The sequence below is a fragment of the Paraburkholderia sp. EG286B genome, from assembly GCF_040965655.1.
GTDB lineage: Bacteria > Pseudomonadota > Gammaproteobacteria > Burkholderiales > Burkholderiaceae > Paraburkholderia.
Genome location: NZ_JBFRCF010000001.1, coordinates 147,307 through 162,121 on the forward strand (window position 1 = coordinate 147,307; position 14,815 = coordinate 162,121).

13 protein-coding genes and 1 pseudogene are annotated in these 14,815 nt (G+C 61.9%); 7 read left to right on the forward strand and 7 right to left on the reverse strand.

Annotated elements, in window-relative coordinates:
* Positions 1 to 526 precede the first annotated feature (526 nt).
* Positions 527 to 1,672, forward strand: coding sequence for a DNA polymerase IV (gene dinB / locus AB4Y42_RS00655; protein ID WP_368693080.1), 1,146 nt, complete (start codon positions 527 to 529; stop codon positions 1,670 to 1,672).
* A 69-nt stretch (positions 1,673 to 1,741) separates the two neighbouring features.
* Here dinB and AB4Y42_RS00660 read toward each other — a convergent pair whose 3' ends face one another.
* On the reverse strand, positions 1,742 to 3,517 hold the full coding sequence (locus tag AB4Y42_RS00660) for a phospholipase D-like domain-containing protein (protein ID WP_368693081.1): 1,776 nt from the start codon (positions 3,515 to 3,517) through the stop codon (positions 1,742 to 1,744).
* Between the two features lie 122 nt (positions 3,518 to 3,639).
* On the reverse strand, positions 3,640 to 4,383 hold the full coding sequence (locus tag AB4Y42_RS00665; RefSeq protein WP_342918831.1) for a GntR family transcriptional regulator: 744 nt from the start codon (positions 4,381 to 4,383) through the stop codon (positions 3,640 to 3,642).
* A 308-nt stretch (positions 4,384 to 4,691) separates the two neighbouring features.
* Between AB4Y42_RS00665 and AB4Y42_RS00670 the strand changes: the two are divergent.
* From AB4Y42_RS00670 to AB4Y42_RS00695, 6 genes and pseudogenes are all read left to right on the forward strand, one after another.
* Positions 4,692 to 5,244: pseudogene (locus AB4Y42_RS00670) on the forward strand (hypothetical protein).
* Positions 5,245 to 5,326: 82 nt separating this feature from the next.
* Entirely contained in the window at positions 5,327 to 6,448 is a 1,122-nt protein-coding gene (locus AB4Y42_RS00675; protein WP_368693082.1) for a branched-chain amino acid ABC transporter substrate-binding protein, read from the forward strand.
* Positions 6,449 to 6,468: 20 nt separating this feature from the next.
* Entirely contained in the window at positions 6,469 to 7,476 is a 1,008-nt protein-coding gene (gene lhpH, locus AB4Y42_RS00680) for a trans-3-hydroxy-L-proline dehydratase (protein WP_368693083.1), read from the forward strand.
* A 193-nt stretch (positions 7,477 to 7,669) separates the two neighbouring features.
* On the forward strand, positions 7,670 to 7,975 hold the full coding sequence (locus AB4Y42_RS00685; RefSeq protein WP_368693084.1) for a hypothetical protein: 306 nt from the start codon (positions 7,670 to 7,672) through the stop codon (positions 7,973 to 7,975).
* A gap of 62 nt (positions 7,976 to 8,037) precedes the next feature.
* Positions 8,038 to 8,265, forward strand: a complete 228-nt coding sequence (locus tag AB4Y42_RS00690; RefSeq protein WP_368693391.1) for a hypothetical protein — start codon at positions 8,038 to 8,040, stop codon at positions 8,263 to 8,265.
* Between the two features lie 71 nt (positions 8,266 to 8,336).
* On the forward strand, positions 8,337 to 8,735 hold the full coding sequence (locus AB4Y42_RS00695; protein WP_342918827.1) for an H-NS family nucleoid-associated regulatory protein: 399 nt from the start codon (positions 8,337 to 8,339) through the stop codon (positions 8,733 to 8,735).
* A gap of 41 nt (positions 8,736 to 8,776) precedes the next feature.
* On the opposite strand, the gene AB4Y42_RS00700 is transcribed toward AB4Y42_RS00695, so the two are convergent.
* From AB4Y42_RS00700 to AB4Y42_RS00720, 5 genes are all read right to left on the reverse strand, one after another.
* Complete coding sequence (locus AB4Y42_RS00700) at positions 8,777 to 9,415, reverse strand: NUDIX hydrolase (protein ID WP_368688364.1); 639 nt, start codon at positions 9,413 to 9,415, stop codon at positions 8,777 to 8,779.
* A gap of 10 nt (positions 9,416 to 9,425) precedes the next feature.
* Positions 9,426 to 10,151, reverse strand: a complete 726-nt coding sequence (locus AB4Y42_RS00705; protein WP_368693085.1) for a haloacid dehalogenase type II — start codon at positions 10,149 to 10,151, stop codon at positions 9,426 to 9,428.
* 279 nt (positions 10,152 to 10,430) lie between these two features.
* Positions 10,431 to 11,651: a PLP-dependent aminotransferase family protein gene (locus AB4Y42_RS00710; RefSeq protein ID WP_368693086.1), complete on the reverse strand. Its 1,221-nt coding sequence runs from the start codon at positions 11,649 to 11,651 to the stop codon at positions 10,431 to 10,433.
* 186 nt (positions 11,652 to 11,837) lie between these two features.
* A complete protein-coding gene (locus tag AB4Y42_RS00715) occupies positions 11,838 to 13,010 on the reverse strand; it encodes an NAD(P)/FAD-dependent oxidoreductase (protein WP_368693087.1) in 1,173 nt (390 codons plus the stop codon).
* Between the two features lie 106 nt (positions 13,011 to 13,116).
* The gene (locus AB4Y42_RS00720; protein ID WP_368688360.1) at positions 13,117 to 14,616 is read right to left on the reverse strand and encodes an aldehyde dehydrogenase family protein; all 1,500 of its coding nucleotides are present in this window, start codon (positions 14,614 to 14,616) and stop codon (positions 13,117 to 13,119) included.
* Between the last annotated feature and the right edge of the window lie 199 nt (positions 14,617 to 14,815).

The window sequence follows — 14,815 nt, forward strand, 5'->3', positions numbered from 1 at the left end:
TGCCATGCAATTTGGGGCCGGCTCGCGAACCCCGCTCCTGATGACGTGTGAATGCTGAATCTCTAGCGGCCCGGAATTCGACCAGGTACTCCATTCGCGACGTCGCGCCACTCCTCGCCCGCACGCAGGCTCCGTAGCATTGAGGCATTACGAAACAGACAAGCAACCGGAGGACTGAACATGCTTATTCTCACCGCCGTTATCGTGATCGCCGGCGTGGCGATCTGGAGCGTCTACCGGCGTTTGCATTCGCGCCAGGACTGACACCATGAGAGGCTGTTTCACCGGCCTCGTCGCAGCAGCCCGCCACGCCGGCGGGCTTTTTTTGTTTCCGCGCCCAGGTTTGTGGGGAGGCCACATAAGAAGACGTTTGCGAACCCTTGCGCACTCAAAAAATATCTCCGAATCAGATTCAGCATCCTGACAAAATTACTGTATAAATGTACAGTTCCGGGAATATCCGCAAAACGCAACGTAGCGTGTCGATCACGCGGAGCCATCGAGAGCTATTTTTGAGTACCAAGGCATGCCAGATGATCGGCGCATAGCCCACATCGACATGGACGCATTCTTTGCGTCGTGTGAACTTTCGCAGTATCCCGAACTACGAGGCAAAGCCATGGTGGTTGCCGGTCGTCGCTCGGACGCGCCCCGAACGAAGCCGGACGGCACACGCGAGTTCTCGCGGCTACGCGACTATGTGGGCAGAGGGGTTCTGACGACCGCGACCTACGAGGCTCGCGCACTCGGCGTTCATTCCGGCATGCCCGCCATGAAGGCCGCCCGGTTAGCGCCGGATGCGATTCTCCTTCCAGTGAACTTCGACCTCTACCGAACCTACTCGCGACTGTTCAAGGATGCCGTCCGGTCAATCAGTTCGAGCATGGAAGACGTTGGAATCGACGAGGTCTACGCAGATGTTTCACTCACGAATGGGGATTCCGAGGCAATCGCGCGCAAGCTCAAGTCCGCGGTCTTCGAAGCCACCAATCTCACCTGCTCCGTCGGCATCGCGCCAAACAAGCTGCTTGCCAAGCTGTGCTCCGATATGCAAAAGCCGGACGGCATCACCATCCTGACGCTGGAGGACGTGCAATCGAGGATTTGGCCAATGGCCGCAAACAAGATCAACGGCGTCGGCCCCAAGGCGGCCGCCAGGCTCGCGTCTTTTGGAATCGCGACGATCGGTGAGATCGCTGCGCGCGACGAGCACTGGCTCGTCGAAAACTTTGGACGAAGCTACGGTGCGTGGCTTCGCAGAGTCTCACACGGACTAGATGACAGGCCGGTGGTGACGTATAGCGAGCCCGTCTCGATGAGTCGCGAAACCACATTCGAGCGCGATCTACACGCGGTACGGCACAGACAGGAACTGGGCGCAGCGTTTACCCGCCTATGCGAACAGGTGGCGCTCGACCTCCAGCGCAAGGGCTATCTGGCCAGGAAGATCGGCATCAAGCTGCGCTTCAATGACTTCAAGACAGTCACGCGTGACGTCACGCTTCCTGAGCCTATTGATGACGCGAAAGCGTTGCGGCGCGCGGCGACCGAGTGCCTGAAAAGAGTCGAACTCGTTAAATCCATCAGGCTGCTGGGCGTCAAGGCCGGCAACCTCCAGCACGCCGGAGAAGTTTCTGGTAACGAGTCGCCTCAATTCACGCTGGATTTTTAGCCGGCAACGCGCAGCGCCCCCGTCGTGCGAGGCGTGCGCGGTGACTACGCAAACACCGAAGCGAATGCATCAACTGGCCGGATCCGATGCCAATGCAATCCGTGCCTTCTCCTCTGGACTATTCGCCTTGTAATACTTGTCGGCCCATTTACGGTCAGGCTGCAACAACAGGCGCTGCACGGTTCTATGCTGCTGCTCCTCGATGCCAACGGCGCGGGCACGATAGTGCTCGTAGAGCCGCATGAATTCAGCGAGGTAAATGCCGGCGATGCGCGTGTCTTTTATTTCGAGCAGATTCTCGTCGTTGAAATGCTCGGAGTTGTTGCTCATGTTGGCCGAGCCCGTGTAGACAATCGGATTGTCTCCTTCGGCGTCGATCACAATGAACTTGTGGTGGATGATGACCGGAGCGTAACTGGGCGCGACTTCGCCAGGAAAGAGCCGCAGCTCGGGTTCGAATCCTTCGGGCACGGTTGCCGGGGAAAAGTACGATGCGTCGATGACGTCGCGGTTTTCCCTGCTTCGATGATAGAGCGCGAGGTTTGCCAGCGCAGTCGTGCTCACGGCTTCGCCCGCTTTTTGCGCCTCTTGCGCATTCTCAGCGGACTTTTCGCTAATATTGTTGACGAGCCCGAACATCATCAGCCCCTTGTCGCCGGCGGCAAAGCAGGCGTCGCGAAGCGGTTCGTCGGTCGGCATGAAGAGGCAGAATAGGACGGAGTGCTGCGCCTTTCCTATCGCTTCGACGATGGTATCGATCTGGGTACGTCGGGTTTTCGTTTCCGGCGAGAAGCAAACACGCACCGCTGCGCTTCCCACCGTCACGGAATCGGACCAGCCATTCGTGAGTTCCGCGGTCTGGTTGATCGGCGGATTGCTGGCGATGGCTTTCGTTCTGTCGTCGTACAGTTTCGCGAGGTCGGCCGAATCGAACAGGTGAAGCACGTTGGCCTGTTCCGTGATGCCTTCCGTCGTGAAATTCGCAGACCCTGCCACGACGAACGCCGGGTTGCCTTGCCGATCGCCCCGATCCGTCACGATGAGCTTGTCGTGCATGATATGCGTCTTGTCGCGCGGGCAGAACGTCACGACGCTGCCTAGTTCATCGACCGCGGGTTGATTCGGTGATGGTGCGGGCGGCTTGCCTTTTTCGCGAACCAGGTGCGAGTCGTAGACGACGGCGACATTCGCTTTGCCGTGAGCACTCCCAAACTCCTTGAACGCCGGGATCGCCCAAAGCGGGTCGGTCAGGTGATAGACGGCAGCCGCCGCGCGCGACGCGTCCAGGAATATTTCCTTGAACACGAGCTGCATGTCGTTGGCGAGCCATGTTCGAAGTTCAAGCGCCTGTGCGGCCGGCGGCGCGGTATGCGGGTCGATTCCCATGGCCTTCACCTGTCGTGCGAAAGCCTGTGAGCTCACCACCGCACGGTTGAACCAGGTACCCACGCCGTCTTCGATATGCGCCGGAAGCGTGACGTCAACCGAACTCGCCTCCGCGGTCAACAGATTCACATTGTCCGGCGTACCGACCACCGGATAGACCGTGTACTTGAACTGCTTGCCTCTGTCGGCCTCTTCGATACGCGCGTCCCACCACATGAATTTTTGAATCGGCGCGATGTTCGAAGGCGCATCGGGCTTCCCATCCGGCACCGGCCCGTTGAAGGTGATTCGATTGGGGAGCCAGCTGCTCGCCTCATGGGTCTTTCCGTCCGGGCTCGTGAAACCCGGGGCCCGCTCAATGGCGAAACCGAGGAAGTCGGCACGTGTCGCACCGTCTGGCCAGTCGAGCGCGAGTAAGACCAGCGTCGGGGAGAGATAGCTGCGGACCTTCGTCGACATCGTTGACCTCTGCTGTGTTAGCCAAAGGCCCCAGTTTCAACCATCAGTTTGTTGAAACGGTGAACGAAGTATGTTGCCTGGATGTCGTTTCGATGACGCTGCCCAGAGACGCGACAAACTCACTACTGCGGTGTGATATCTCTTTGCACGCGATGAATATGCTGCTCGACATAGAACGCCGCCGCATCGGCGTCTCCGCAGACAATGGCTTCGTAAATCAGCCGATGTTCGGCAACGTACAGTCGAATGCGAGCCGGGTCGTAAATCCCGTCGTCCTTGAGCCGCTTCCACAGCGACTGGTCCATGGTCGATGCGATTTCTTCCGCGAGCTTCGCTAGCAACGCATCCCCCGTCATCACCGCCAGCTGACGATGAAAGAGCCGGTCGCTGTTGTTCCACAGCGCGCGCTCTTCGGGCGTCGCCACGTCCGTCAACGTCTCCATCTGGTCCAGATAGTGCTCGGCCAGCCGGTCTCGCTGTTTGCGTGCCGCCGCTCGCCTTGCAATGGCGGGCTCGAGGATCAGGCGCACGTCGAGCGTCGCCGACGGGCTGAAGTCCGATGTGGATTCCCCGGGCTGCGTTTCCACGCTCGGCGCTGCGGCGAGAATCTGGTCGGCCGTGGATGCCACGTAAGTGCCCGAGTTGCGCTTCGTCACAACCAGGCCCTCGTTTTGCAATTGTCCGATGGCTTCGCGCACGGCAGGCCGCCCAACGCCAAACAGCGTGGCCAGTTCGCGCTCCGACGGTAACCGGGCATCGGGCAGGAATCGGCCGCTGCGGATCTCGGCCCGGATCTTTTCCGACACCTGCTCGTAAATCTGCAGGGGCCGAAAGTTGCCTTCAAGTTCGAAGCGAGCGGATGCCATCGTGTGTTCCCGGTGCGGCGTGAGGTGGTTCTCAAATATACCACTTTCGCGACCACTTCCTGATGCCCACTACGGCGCGTCCACGCTAAAAATCGGGAAACTCCGAACCACCTTTCCGCCTCCATTGCGACTTTTTGGTCGGATAAAAGCCCACGTCGACACCAGATCGGCACAGATTGGCTTGCCATTCACCCACTAGTGGTATAGATTCGTTCCACACCGCTCCCCGAGAAATTGGCCGGACTGAAGCCAGAAAGCCCCTGGCCGCATGCATCCGCTTTTCGACGCCCAGAACCCAAGGCTTCCGAATGACCTCACGCGACGTCCGAAATTTCGACGCGGCCGCGACGGCTGCGCTGCTGGACTACCGCCTTCTCGTACGCGCGCTGGCCGAGACCGTCGTCGAATACGGCGCCGGCAAGGTCGTCAGCCCCGAGCGTCTGGTCATCCCCATCCAGCAAGGCGGCTTGATGCTGTCCATGCCGGCGAGCGCGCCAGACATCGCCATTCACAAGCTGGTCAATGTCTGCCCGACCAACACCAGTCGACAGTTGCCGCCAATCACGCGGAAGCGCTCGCGGCCATCTTCCCGGAGGCGCAGTTGCGGGCAAAGGGCCGTTCGAAGGCCGATGCGGACGAATTCGTTGCGATGGCAGTGCCTGGGTGGTCGATGACCCCGTCGGCGCGAAACACGAAGCCGGTGACCTCATCCAGGCCAACGTGGACTGGAACGCTGTTTCCCCGCTGGCCAACGCCCTCTCCGGAGAATTCCACGCGACGAAACCCATTCTCTTCAAGAGCGTAGGCTGTGCAGCATGGGACCTGGCGGCATGCCGGGTCGCTCGCGACGCCCTGCGCTAAACGTCGTTCGTGACGGCGCCGCGCCGTCACAGCAGCAGTGCAAGTCCGCTTTCGCCTGGCAGTCCAATAATCCGGAGACATCATGCGCCATCTCGCCACCACCCTCGCCGTCGTCACGGCCGCCGGCTTCGCCCTCACCGCACAAGCTCAAACTGTCGTCACCATCGGTCACTCGGCGCCGCTAACGGGCCCGCAGGCGCCGAACGGCAAGGACAACGAAAATGGCGCCCGCCTCGCCATCGACGAACTGAACAAGAGCGGCGTGACGGTCGACGGCAAGAAGGTGACCTTCAAACTGGATTCGGAAGACGATCAGGCGGACCCGAAGGTCGGCGTCCAGGTCGCGCAAAAGCTCGTCGACAGCGGCGTGGTTGCCGTCATGGGTCCATACAACTCCGGCGTGGCGATTCCGGCATCGCGTGTCTATAACACCGCCGGCATTCCGATTCTCCCCGTCGCTTCGAATCCGGCGCTGACGAAACAAGGCTTCAAGAACATCTTCCGTATCGGCGCAAGCGACGAGCAGTTGGGCGGCACGATGGGCCAGTTCGCCGCGAAGACGTTGAAGGCGAAAACCGCGGCGGTGATCGACGACCGCACGGCGTATGGGCAAGGGGTGGCGGAGCAGTTCATCAAGGAGGCGAAAGCGAACGGCATCCAGATCGTCGACCGGGAGTTCACCAACTCGTCGGCGACCGACTTCCTGGGCATCCTTACCACCATCAAGGCGAAGAATCCCGACGTCATCTTCTTCGGCGGATACGCGGCTCAGGGCGCCCCGATGGCCAAGCAGATGCGCGCACGCGGACTGCGTGCGAAGTTGCTGGGCGGCGACGGCATCTGCTCGGCCGACATGGGCAAGGTCGCGGGCGAAGCCGCGTCGATCGTGTATTGCGCGCAGGGTGGCGTCGCGCTCGACAAGACTGCGGCGGGCCGTGACTTCCTGAAGAAGTACAAGGACACCTACCACACCGACACGCAGGTCTATGCCGTCAACTACTACGACGGCGTGAAGCTGCTCGCCGACGCAATGGTCAAGGCCGGCACCACCACCGACAAGGCGAAGCTCGTCGCCCAGTTGGCGAAGACCGACTACAAGGGCGTTGCGGGCACTTACTCATTCGATGCAAACGGCGACCTCGTGGGCGCGCCGACGACCGTCTACATCATCAAGGACGGCCTGCCGGTTCCGTACGGTCAGTGAGCCAATAGCGTAAAGACATCATGAAGACTACTCGTACCATTACGACCGTCGAAGTGCATACCGGCGGCGAAGCGTTCCGTATCGTCACCAGCGGATTGCCTCGCCTGCCCGGCGACACGATCGTGAAGCGTCGTGCGTGGCTCAAGGAAAACGCCGACGAAATCCGCACCGCGTTGATGTTCGAGCCGCGCGGTCACGCCGACATGTACGGCGGCTATCTGACCGAACCGGTCAGCCCCACCGCCGACTTCGGCATCATCTTCCTGCACAACGAGGGCTACAGCGACCACTGCGGACACGGCGTGATCGCGCTGTCCACCGCAGCGGTCGAGCTTGGCTGGGTGCAGCGCAGTGTTCCGGAAACGCGTGTCGGCATCGACGCTCCCTGTGGCTTTATCGAAGCGTTCGTTCAGTGGGATGGCGAACACGCCGGCAACGTGCGATTCGTGAACGTCCCCTCGTTCATCTGGAAGCGCGATGTCACTGTCGAGACGCCGTCCTTCGGCACGGTGAAGGGCGACATCGCTTTCGGCGGCGCGTTTTACTTCTACGCCGACGGTCAACCGCATGGCCTCGCCGTGCGCGAGTCGTCGGTCGAGGAACTCATCCGCTTCGGCGCAGAGGTGAAGCGAGCCGCGAACAGGGCCTACCCTGTCGAGCATCCCGAGATCCCCGAAATCAACCACATTTACGGCACCATTATCGCCAATGCGCCGCGCCACGAAGGCTCGACGCAAGCCAATTGCTGCGTGTTCGCGGACCGCGAAGTCGACCGCTCGCCGACCGGCTCCGGCACGGGTGGACGCGTCGCCCAGTTGTATCTGCGTGGCGAACTCGGCAAGGACGAGACGCTCGTGAACGAGTCCATTATCGGCACGGTCTTCAAAGGTCGCGTGCTCAGCGAGACGACCGTCGGCGACTTCCAGGCAGTGATCCCGGAAGTCGAAGGCAACGCGTTCGTGTGCGGCTTCGCGACCTGGATCGTCGACGAACGCGACCCGCTGACTTACGGGTTCCTGGTCCGCTAGCCCCTTCCTCCTCGTGGTACCCGTTGGCGCGGAACGCTGTGAATCAGCGTCCGCGCTTTTTTACGTATCGCAACAATCGAAATAACGCGCCGTTACGAAACTCGCACCGCCGTTGCACTTGTGTCCGGTCCCGCCGCCTACACTCCGAACCGTGCTGACCAGAAACGCACGACACGTGCGGAGGAGTAGTGAAATGAAAAGGACGATTCTCGGCGTGGTACTGGGCGCGGCCGCACTGGCTGCTTCGAGCGCAGCGTTTGCGCATGTCGATCTGGCCGTGGGGGTCAACCTGCCTGGCGCCGCCTACGCCCCGGCTGAACCGGTGTACGTTGCTCCGCCGCCCGTTGCCTACGCGCCTCCTCCGGTCGCGGTGGCCTGGCGCGGCGACGATGACTGGCGCGCGCGTCAGTGGCGGGAGCACGAATGGAGCGAACACGAGCGTCGCGAACACCAATGGCGTGAGCGCGAGTGGCACGACAATGGCCGCTGGGGCAACTGAGCCGGTTCCAGAACTCAAATCTCACACAAGTGTTTATCATGAACGTCAATAATCGAATTAGAATGCTTGCCGCGGCGGCCACTTTGGGACTGGCGGCCGCCGGAAGCGCACATGCCGCCGGCTGCCTCAAAGGCGCTGTCGTGGGTGGCGTAGCCGGACATTATGCGGGCCACCACGCGGTTGCTGGAGCCGTTGGCGGCTGCATCGTGGGACATCACGTTGCGAAAAAACATGCGGAGGATCGGGCCGCGGAACATGAAGCCGAACGCTCCCAGAAGCCAAGCACCTGATTCCCGCTGGACCTTTCGCTACCGCCGCCAGGGACGCCTATTCAAGCTGTGATATCCTGGCGGCACGCGACTTGCGCTATATTCTGCTCAAGAGTTGCATTCAGAGCGAAGCACAACTAGAAATGGACGAACGAAAACGCGAAAGCATCGTGGCCTATCTGCGGCGTCGGATGGCCGAATTTGGTATTGAACCCGAAGATATCGCCGCATCCATTGCGGCAGACGCCGCGCAAATGCGCGCCGCACGTTACCGGGATGCGGCTGGCCACACGTGGGACGGCAAGGGCGACGCCCCGCGGTGGGTGGTGCAGGCGACGAGCGCGGGGCAGTCGCTCGAGCATTTTGCCGTCGGCGAGGCGGCTGAACCTGAACAGCAGTCAGTGAAAACCCCAAGCGTGGATTGGCGCAAGGACCCCTTTGCCGGCAGCCGCCTGGCAACCGTCAGAGCGGAACACTCCGGCGCCGCCTGAAGCATCACCGTTAGCTGCCGCCCCGGCGTCAACGAGAAACTTCAGTCGAATTCGACGCCACTGTTATTGCGCAGCGCATCCAGTCGTCGAATTTGTTCCGGCAGAATCCGGCCTTGCGACAAGGCTGGAAGGTCATCGATATCGAAGAATTGAACGGCGTCGGTTTCGGCGCCGGCTATTTCCCCTGCGCGCACGATTTCCCCGAGGAAAACCAGCTTCCAGATGTGAAACACGGAAGGCGGATGTCCGTGCTTGAGCATGTCCCACACGGCCAATAGTCGAACGATATTCACGGTGTAGCCGCTTTCTTCACGCGCCTCCTTTGCCGCGTTCTCAGCGGGGGAAACGCCTACGTCGGCCCAGCCGCCGGGCAGGGACCACAAACCATCCACGGCCTCTCGCACGAGAAGGATCTGACCGGACGGATTGAAGACGGCGCATCGGACATCGAGTTTAGGATTCGCGTATCCCGTTTCGAAAGCAAAGAGCGCGGCGACATCGCCGGTTTGCATCGACGCCATTTCCGCGAGTTGATGATGCGCGATGCCGGCGATTTCCGTATACCGTTCCGTGTCGAACGGGCTCGTCGCGTAATGCAAACCCGATTGCGCAAGCGCCAGTAGCCGGCGCGCCTGCGCAAGACGTGTTCTCAGCGATTCCTGTTCGGCGGGCGTGGGCATTTATACCGCCTTACTTCTTCGCCGCGGCTTTCTGATGCGCCTTCGCAAAGTCCGCCATGCTGTTGAAGCGGAAGGCGACGTTCGGCTGCCAGCCGGGATTCATGGTCGCGCCAAAGCCCGGCTGCGAATGACGGCGGTAAATCCAGCACGACGCCAGACCAAACTCACTGGCAGGCTTGTGGTCGTGGAAAAGACTTTCGGCAGTGTGAAGGATTTTTTCCTTCTTGATGCCACGCTCGCCCAACTTCTCGAGCATGTATTCGAAGTTTCGCGGCGATGGCTTGTACGAGCCGATATCTTCCGCCGTGAAAATGGCGTCGAACGCGACCTGCAACCTTGCGTTGCTGTAGCTGAAGGTCTCGTTGTCGACGTTGGAGAGGATGACCAGCTTGTAGTGCTTTTTCAGGTACTGAAGCGCGGTTACGGTGTCCTCGAATGCCGGCCAGTTCCGCACCGACCGCCCGTACGCCATGCACTCCTCGTGCGTGAACGACAGTCCCCATTCCTCAGCCAGTCGCTTGTAGACGATCGGTAGCAGTTCCTGGTATCGCTTGGCCGGTGTGTATTTCTGCTGCGACGACTCGTGGCGCGCATGGGCCTCCAGAACCTGGTCCCTCGACAGCGGCGTCCTGGCCCGTTCGATCAGGGACTCGAGGCCGGCGAAGATGCCGCTTTCCCAGTCGATCAACGTGCCGTAGCAGTCAAAAGTCAGTGTGTCGAAGTCGGTCAATTCCACGGGTACTCCTTTCGGAAGTGCATGGCGGTGATCGCAGTCGAGGAAGCGTTTCTGGAAAGCATCGACTGTTCGCGCGTAAGCTTCTCGGCCAGATCGGTGTCCTTACGCGCAATCGCGACGATGATCTTCCTTGTTCCGCTGGTCGATAACTCGGCACCTCACTGTCGGCCGCTTCCTTTGAGCTGTCAACCAGGCGGTTGCCCTTACGTGAAGCGCTTCGTCGAGCTTGCGCAGTCGGTTGCGTAACGGGAAACGCGCGGCATTGGAGCCGCGCGAAATTTAAACAGGTGTCGACGTGACGTCCGCCGTGCGCGTGGCATGCGTGGCCCGCTTCAAACGCGCCACGCCCTCGCGAATCTCGTCCACGTTCGGCGCAGCGAACGAAAGGCGCAGCGACGCGGTATCCGGCGCGTCGGCGAAAAACGCCTTGCCGGGAACGAAGATCACCTTGTTCGCAATCGCATTCGGCAAGAGCGCATCGATCGCCACGCCCGGAATACGCGCCCACACGAACATGCCGCCTTCGGGCTGATGAAACGCGATCTCGTCGCCGAACTGCGCGCGCAAGCCATCGCAAAGCGCCTCGCATTTGCGCTGATACGCCTGCGTGATGTGCGGAAGATGCCGTTCGAGCGCGCCCGCCGCCAGATAGTGCGCGGCGATGGCCTGGGTCCACGGCGTACTGCACAGGTCGACGGTCTGCTTGGCGATCACGCAGCGCCGCGCGATTTCGGCGGGCGCGACGGTCCAGCCCACGCGCAAACCAGGCGCGACGACTTTCGAAAGACTCGAGAAGTGCACGACCCAATCGCGCGCGCCCGGCACCTCGCTCGCCAGCGCCAGCATCGACGGCACCGCATTGCCCGCGAAACGCAAATCGCCGTACGGATCGTCTTCGACGATCACGAAGCGGTACTGAACGGCGAGACGCAAGAGCGCAAGGCGCCGCTCGCGCGTGAGCGTGGCCCCGGTGGGATTCGCGAAGGTCGGCACCGTGTACAGCAGCTTTGGCCGGACGATCGCGCCCGAAGCGAGCCGCGCGGCGAGTTCGTTCACGTCGAGACCGTCGCCGTCTACCGGTATCGTCACGACGTGCGCCTGCTGGAGCCTGAGCGCCTGCAGCGTGGCCGGATAGGCGGGCTGCTCGGTCAAGGCCGTGTCGCCCGCATTGAGCAGCACGCGCAACAAAAGGTCGAGGCCTTGCTGCGACCCCGTTGTGACGAGCATCTCCTCAGGAGCGCAGGTCGCACCGCGGCGCGCCATCAGCGCGAGCAGTTGCGTTTTCAGTTCGGGCAAACCGTCGGTCGGACCATATTGCAGGCAGCGCGTGGAAGCCTGCCAGGCCTCCGCCGCTGCCGCCTGCAGGCCATCGGTGTCGAACAGGTCGCTGGCCGGATAGCCGCCAGCGAAGGAAATCATGCCTGGCTCTCCCAGGTACTTGAACAGCTCGCGAATGGGCGAACCGGCGGGATGCTGAAAGGGCGCGGTGAAATCGTACATGGCGGACATGGAGTCGATGGCGGTTAAGCGCGGCAACGGACAAGCTTCGATTGTGGTCAGCCCTCACGGGCGTATCAAACGAAATCTATTCACCACGTCATGCGGTTTGCTCATCAAGCCGTCGCGCAATGAAAAAAGCCCGTGAAATCACGGGCTCCTTTTTTGTGCAGGCTAACTGCCCCGCAGTCATACGACGTTCTTTTCGACGATCGGCCGGTTTTCCAGTACGCGCGACCAGTCGAGCGAAGACAGATCGAGCGTCGTGTAGCGGCCGTTGAGGATCAACTCGCTCACGCCACGCCCGGTTGCCGGCCCCTGCTGCAGACCGTGCCCGCTGAAACCATTGGCGAACACGCAATTGTCGATGGCCGGGTGATAACCGATGATGGCGTTCTGGTCGAGCACGTTGTACTCGTAATAGCCGGACCAGCAGTTCTCCACGCGCAGCGCCTCGAAGCCCGGCACGCGGTGCGCGAGCGTGGGCCAGATCACGTCGTCGAAGATGGCGTGATCGACTTCGTCGAGCGGCAGATCGTTGGGGTCGTTCTCCGCACTCGGCGACGTCCCGGTGATGTACGTCTTGCCCTCGGGGCGGAAATACACGCCGGACGGATCGATCAGCAACGGGCACGCGGCGAGCCGCGCCGGCGACGACACGTTGAAAATGCTGCGGCGGCGCGCATACACCGGAATGTCGATGTCCACCATTTCCGCGAGTTTGCGCGCCCACGCGCCGGCTGCGTTCACGAGCGTGTCGCACGCATGGCGTTCGCCGTCGCTCGCGATCACGTGCGTGACCTTGCGGCCGCTGCGCACGACGCCGGTGACATCGGCCGGCACGTAGCGCGCGCCGAGCGACTGCGCCTTCTTGCGCAACGCCTGCACGAGGCCGTAGCCGTCGAACCAGCCCTCGCCGCTGCGGCCATACGCGCCGCTTGCGAGATCCTCGACGTTGAGCCACGGAAACTTCGCGTGCAGCGCGTCGCGCGACATCAGTTCGATGTCCGCGCCAAGACGCGTTTGCAGCGCGTGATTTTCGCGCAGCGTCGCATCGCCCGCTTCCGTGGCGAGGAAAAGATAACCGCCCTCGTGCAGATCGATCGACGGACGGCTGCCGTTCACTTCGAGCCGCTCGCCAATGCCGCGCAGAAACTCGATGCCGAACAGCGACATCTGGATCGACAGCGGCGTGGAAAACTGCTGCCGGATCGACGCGGCAGAAAGCGCCGACGACGAGCGCGCATAGCTCGGGTCGCGCTCGAACACCGTCACGGAAACCGTTGGGTCGGCTGCGCGCAGAAAGTAAGCAATAGAACTACCGATTACCCCGCCGCCAACGATAACGACTTGAGAACTCACGACTTGCTCCAGATTGCAGAAAACTGCGGCGCGCATGGATGGGGTTTGCGCGAATCGATCCCTCGACCGGGTGCACGATGCCCCCGGTCCCGTACTTCAAATGCGCTTATTCGACGTTGAAGTCGATGCCCTGTGCGAGCGGCAGCGCCGACGAATAGTTGACCGTGTTGGTCGCGCGGCGCATATACGCCTTCCACGCGTCGGAGCCCGACTCGCGACCGCCGCCCGTTTCCTTCTCGCCGCCGAACGCGCCGCCGATCTCCGCGCCGCTCGGCCCGATGTTCACGTTCGCAATGCCGCAATCGCTGCCCGCGGCCGACGTGAAGCGCTCGCTCTCGCGCAGATCCGTCGTGAATACGCACGACGACAGGCCATGGTGGGCGGCGTTGTTGGCGTCGATGGCGTCGCCGAAGTCGCTGTACTTGAGGACGTAAAGGATCGGCGCGAAGGTTTCCTTCAGGACAACTTCGGTTTGCGACGGCATCTCGACGATCGCCGGGCGCACGTAGAAGCCCTTCTCGTTGCCCGCCACCGAATGGCGTTCGCCGCCGAACACCTTGCCGCCTTCGCGCTTCGCCTGCTCGAGCGCCGACTGCATGCGGGCGAACGATTGCTCGTCGATCAGCGGCCCCATCAGCGTGCCCTGCTCCAGCGGATTGCCGATCACCACCTTGCCGTAGAGCGTCTTCAGGCGCTCGACTGCCTTGTCGTACACGCTCTCGTGCACGAACAGGCGGCGCAGCGACGTGCAGCGCTGGCCGGCCGTGCCGACCGCCGAGAACAGGATGCCGCGCAGCGCGAGTTCGAGATCGGCCGTGGCGGAGACGATGCCCGCATTGTTGCCGCCCAGTTCGAGCAGCGAGCGGCCGAAGCGGCGCGCGACCTCGACGCCGACGGTGCGGCCCATTTCGGTGCTGCCCGTTGCGCTGACGATGTTCGAGCGCGGATCCGCCACGAGTTTGGCCCCCACTTCACGGCCGCCCACCACGAGGCTCGTGAGGCCTTCGGGTGCGTCGCCGAATTCCTTCAGCACGTCCTGCATGATCTTGTTGACGGCAACCGCGGTGAGCGGCGTCTTTTCCGAAGGCTTCCAGACCACGGCGTTGCCGCACACGAGCGCGAGCGCGGCGTTCCACGACCACACGGCGACCGGGAAATTGAACGCGGAAATCACGGCACACACGCCCATCGGGTGCCACGATTCGGCCATGCGGTGGCCGGGACGCTCCGATGCAATGGTCAGACCGTAAAGCTGACGCGAGAGGCCGACCGCGAAGTCGCAGATGTCGATCATTTCCTGCACTTCGCCCAAGCCTTCCTGGAAGATCTTGCCGGTTTCCAGCGAGACGAGGCTGCCGAGCGCGCGCTTCTGTTCGCGCAGCTTGTTGCCGAGCAGGCGCACGAGTTCGCCGCGACGCGGCGCGGGCACGTTGCGCCAGCTCTTGAACGCCTCCTGCGCCTTCGCGAGCGCGGCGTCGACGTCGGCGGCGGACTGGCTCGCGACGCGGCCGATCAGCTCGCCGTTGATCGGCGAATGCACGGCGATGTCGCCCGCTTCCGCGAGTTGGGAAATACCGAGATCCGAGAGGATGGAGGAGGCTTTCATAGGTAGAATCCCTTAAAAAATTTCCGATACGAAACATTGCTACTTTAGGAAACTATACACGCGCAATTTTGCGGCGACAACACGAAAATCCTCGGGAATTTCGCCATGTCGCGTGTATCGCTTCCGCCCGGCTTTTCGCCATGAAAATGGCATGAGGCCGCCCTGCGGGCGGGCCCTCGATTTCCTGTTGGAAACAATG

What these genes read in the sequence shown, in the direction of transcription:
- AB4Y42_RS00690 (WP_368693391.1), top strand. Translation starts at nt 8,038, where the DNA reads ATGCTTGCCGCGGCGGCCACTTTGGGACTGGCGGCCGCCGGAAGCGCA.
- dinB (WP_368693080.1), top strand. Translation starts at nt 527, where the DNA reads ATGCCAGATGATCGGCGCATAGCCCACATCGACATGGACGCATTCTTT.
- AB4Y42_RS00720 (WP_368688360.1), bottom strand. Translation starts at nt 14,616, where the DNA reads ATGAAAGCCTCCTCCATCCTCTCGGATCTCGGTATTTCCCAACTCGCG.
- AB4Y42_RS00660 (WP_368693081.1), bottom strand. Translation starts at nt 3,517, where the DNA reads ATGTCGACGAAGGTCCGCAGCTATCTCTCCCCGACGCTGGTCTTACTC.
- AB4Y42_RS00665 (WP_342918831.1), bottom strand. Translation starts at nt 4,383, where the DNA reads ATGGCATCCGCTCGCTTCGAACTTGAAGGCAACTTTCGGCCCCTGCAG.
- AB4Y42_RS00710 (WP_368693086.1), bottom strand. Translation starts at nt 11,651, where the DNA reads ATGTACGATTTCACCGCGCCCTTTCAGCATCCCGCCGGTTCGCCCATT.
- lhpH (WP_368693083.1), top strand. Translation starts at nt 6,469, where the DNA reads ATGAAGACTACTCGTACCATTACGACCGTCGAAGTGCATACCGGCGGC.
- AB4Y42_RS00685 (WP_368693084.1), top strand. Translation starts at nt 7,670, where the DNA reads ATGAAAAGGACGATTCTCGGCGTGGTACTGGGCGCGGCCGCACTGGCT.
- AB4Y42_RS00700 (WP_368688364.1), bottom strand. Translation starts at nt 9,415, where the DNA reads ATGCCCACGCCCGCCGAACAGGAATCGCTGAGAACACGTCTTGCGCAG.
- AB4Y42_RS00675 (WP_368693082.1), top strand. Translation starts at nt 5,327, where the DNA reads ATGCGCCATCTCGCCACCACCCTCGCCGTCGTCACGGCCGCCGGCTTC.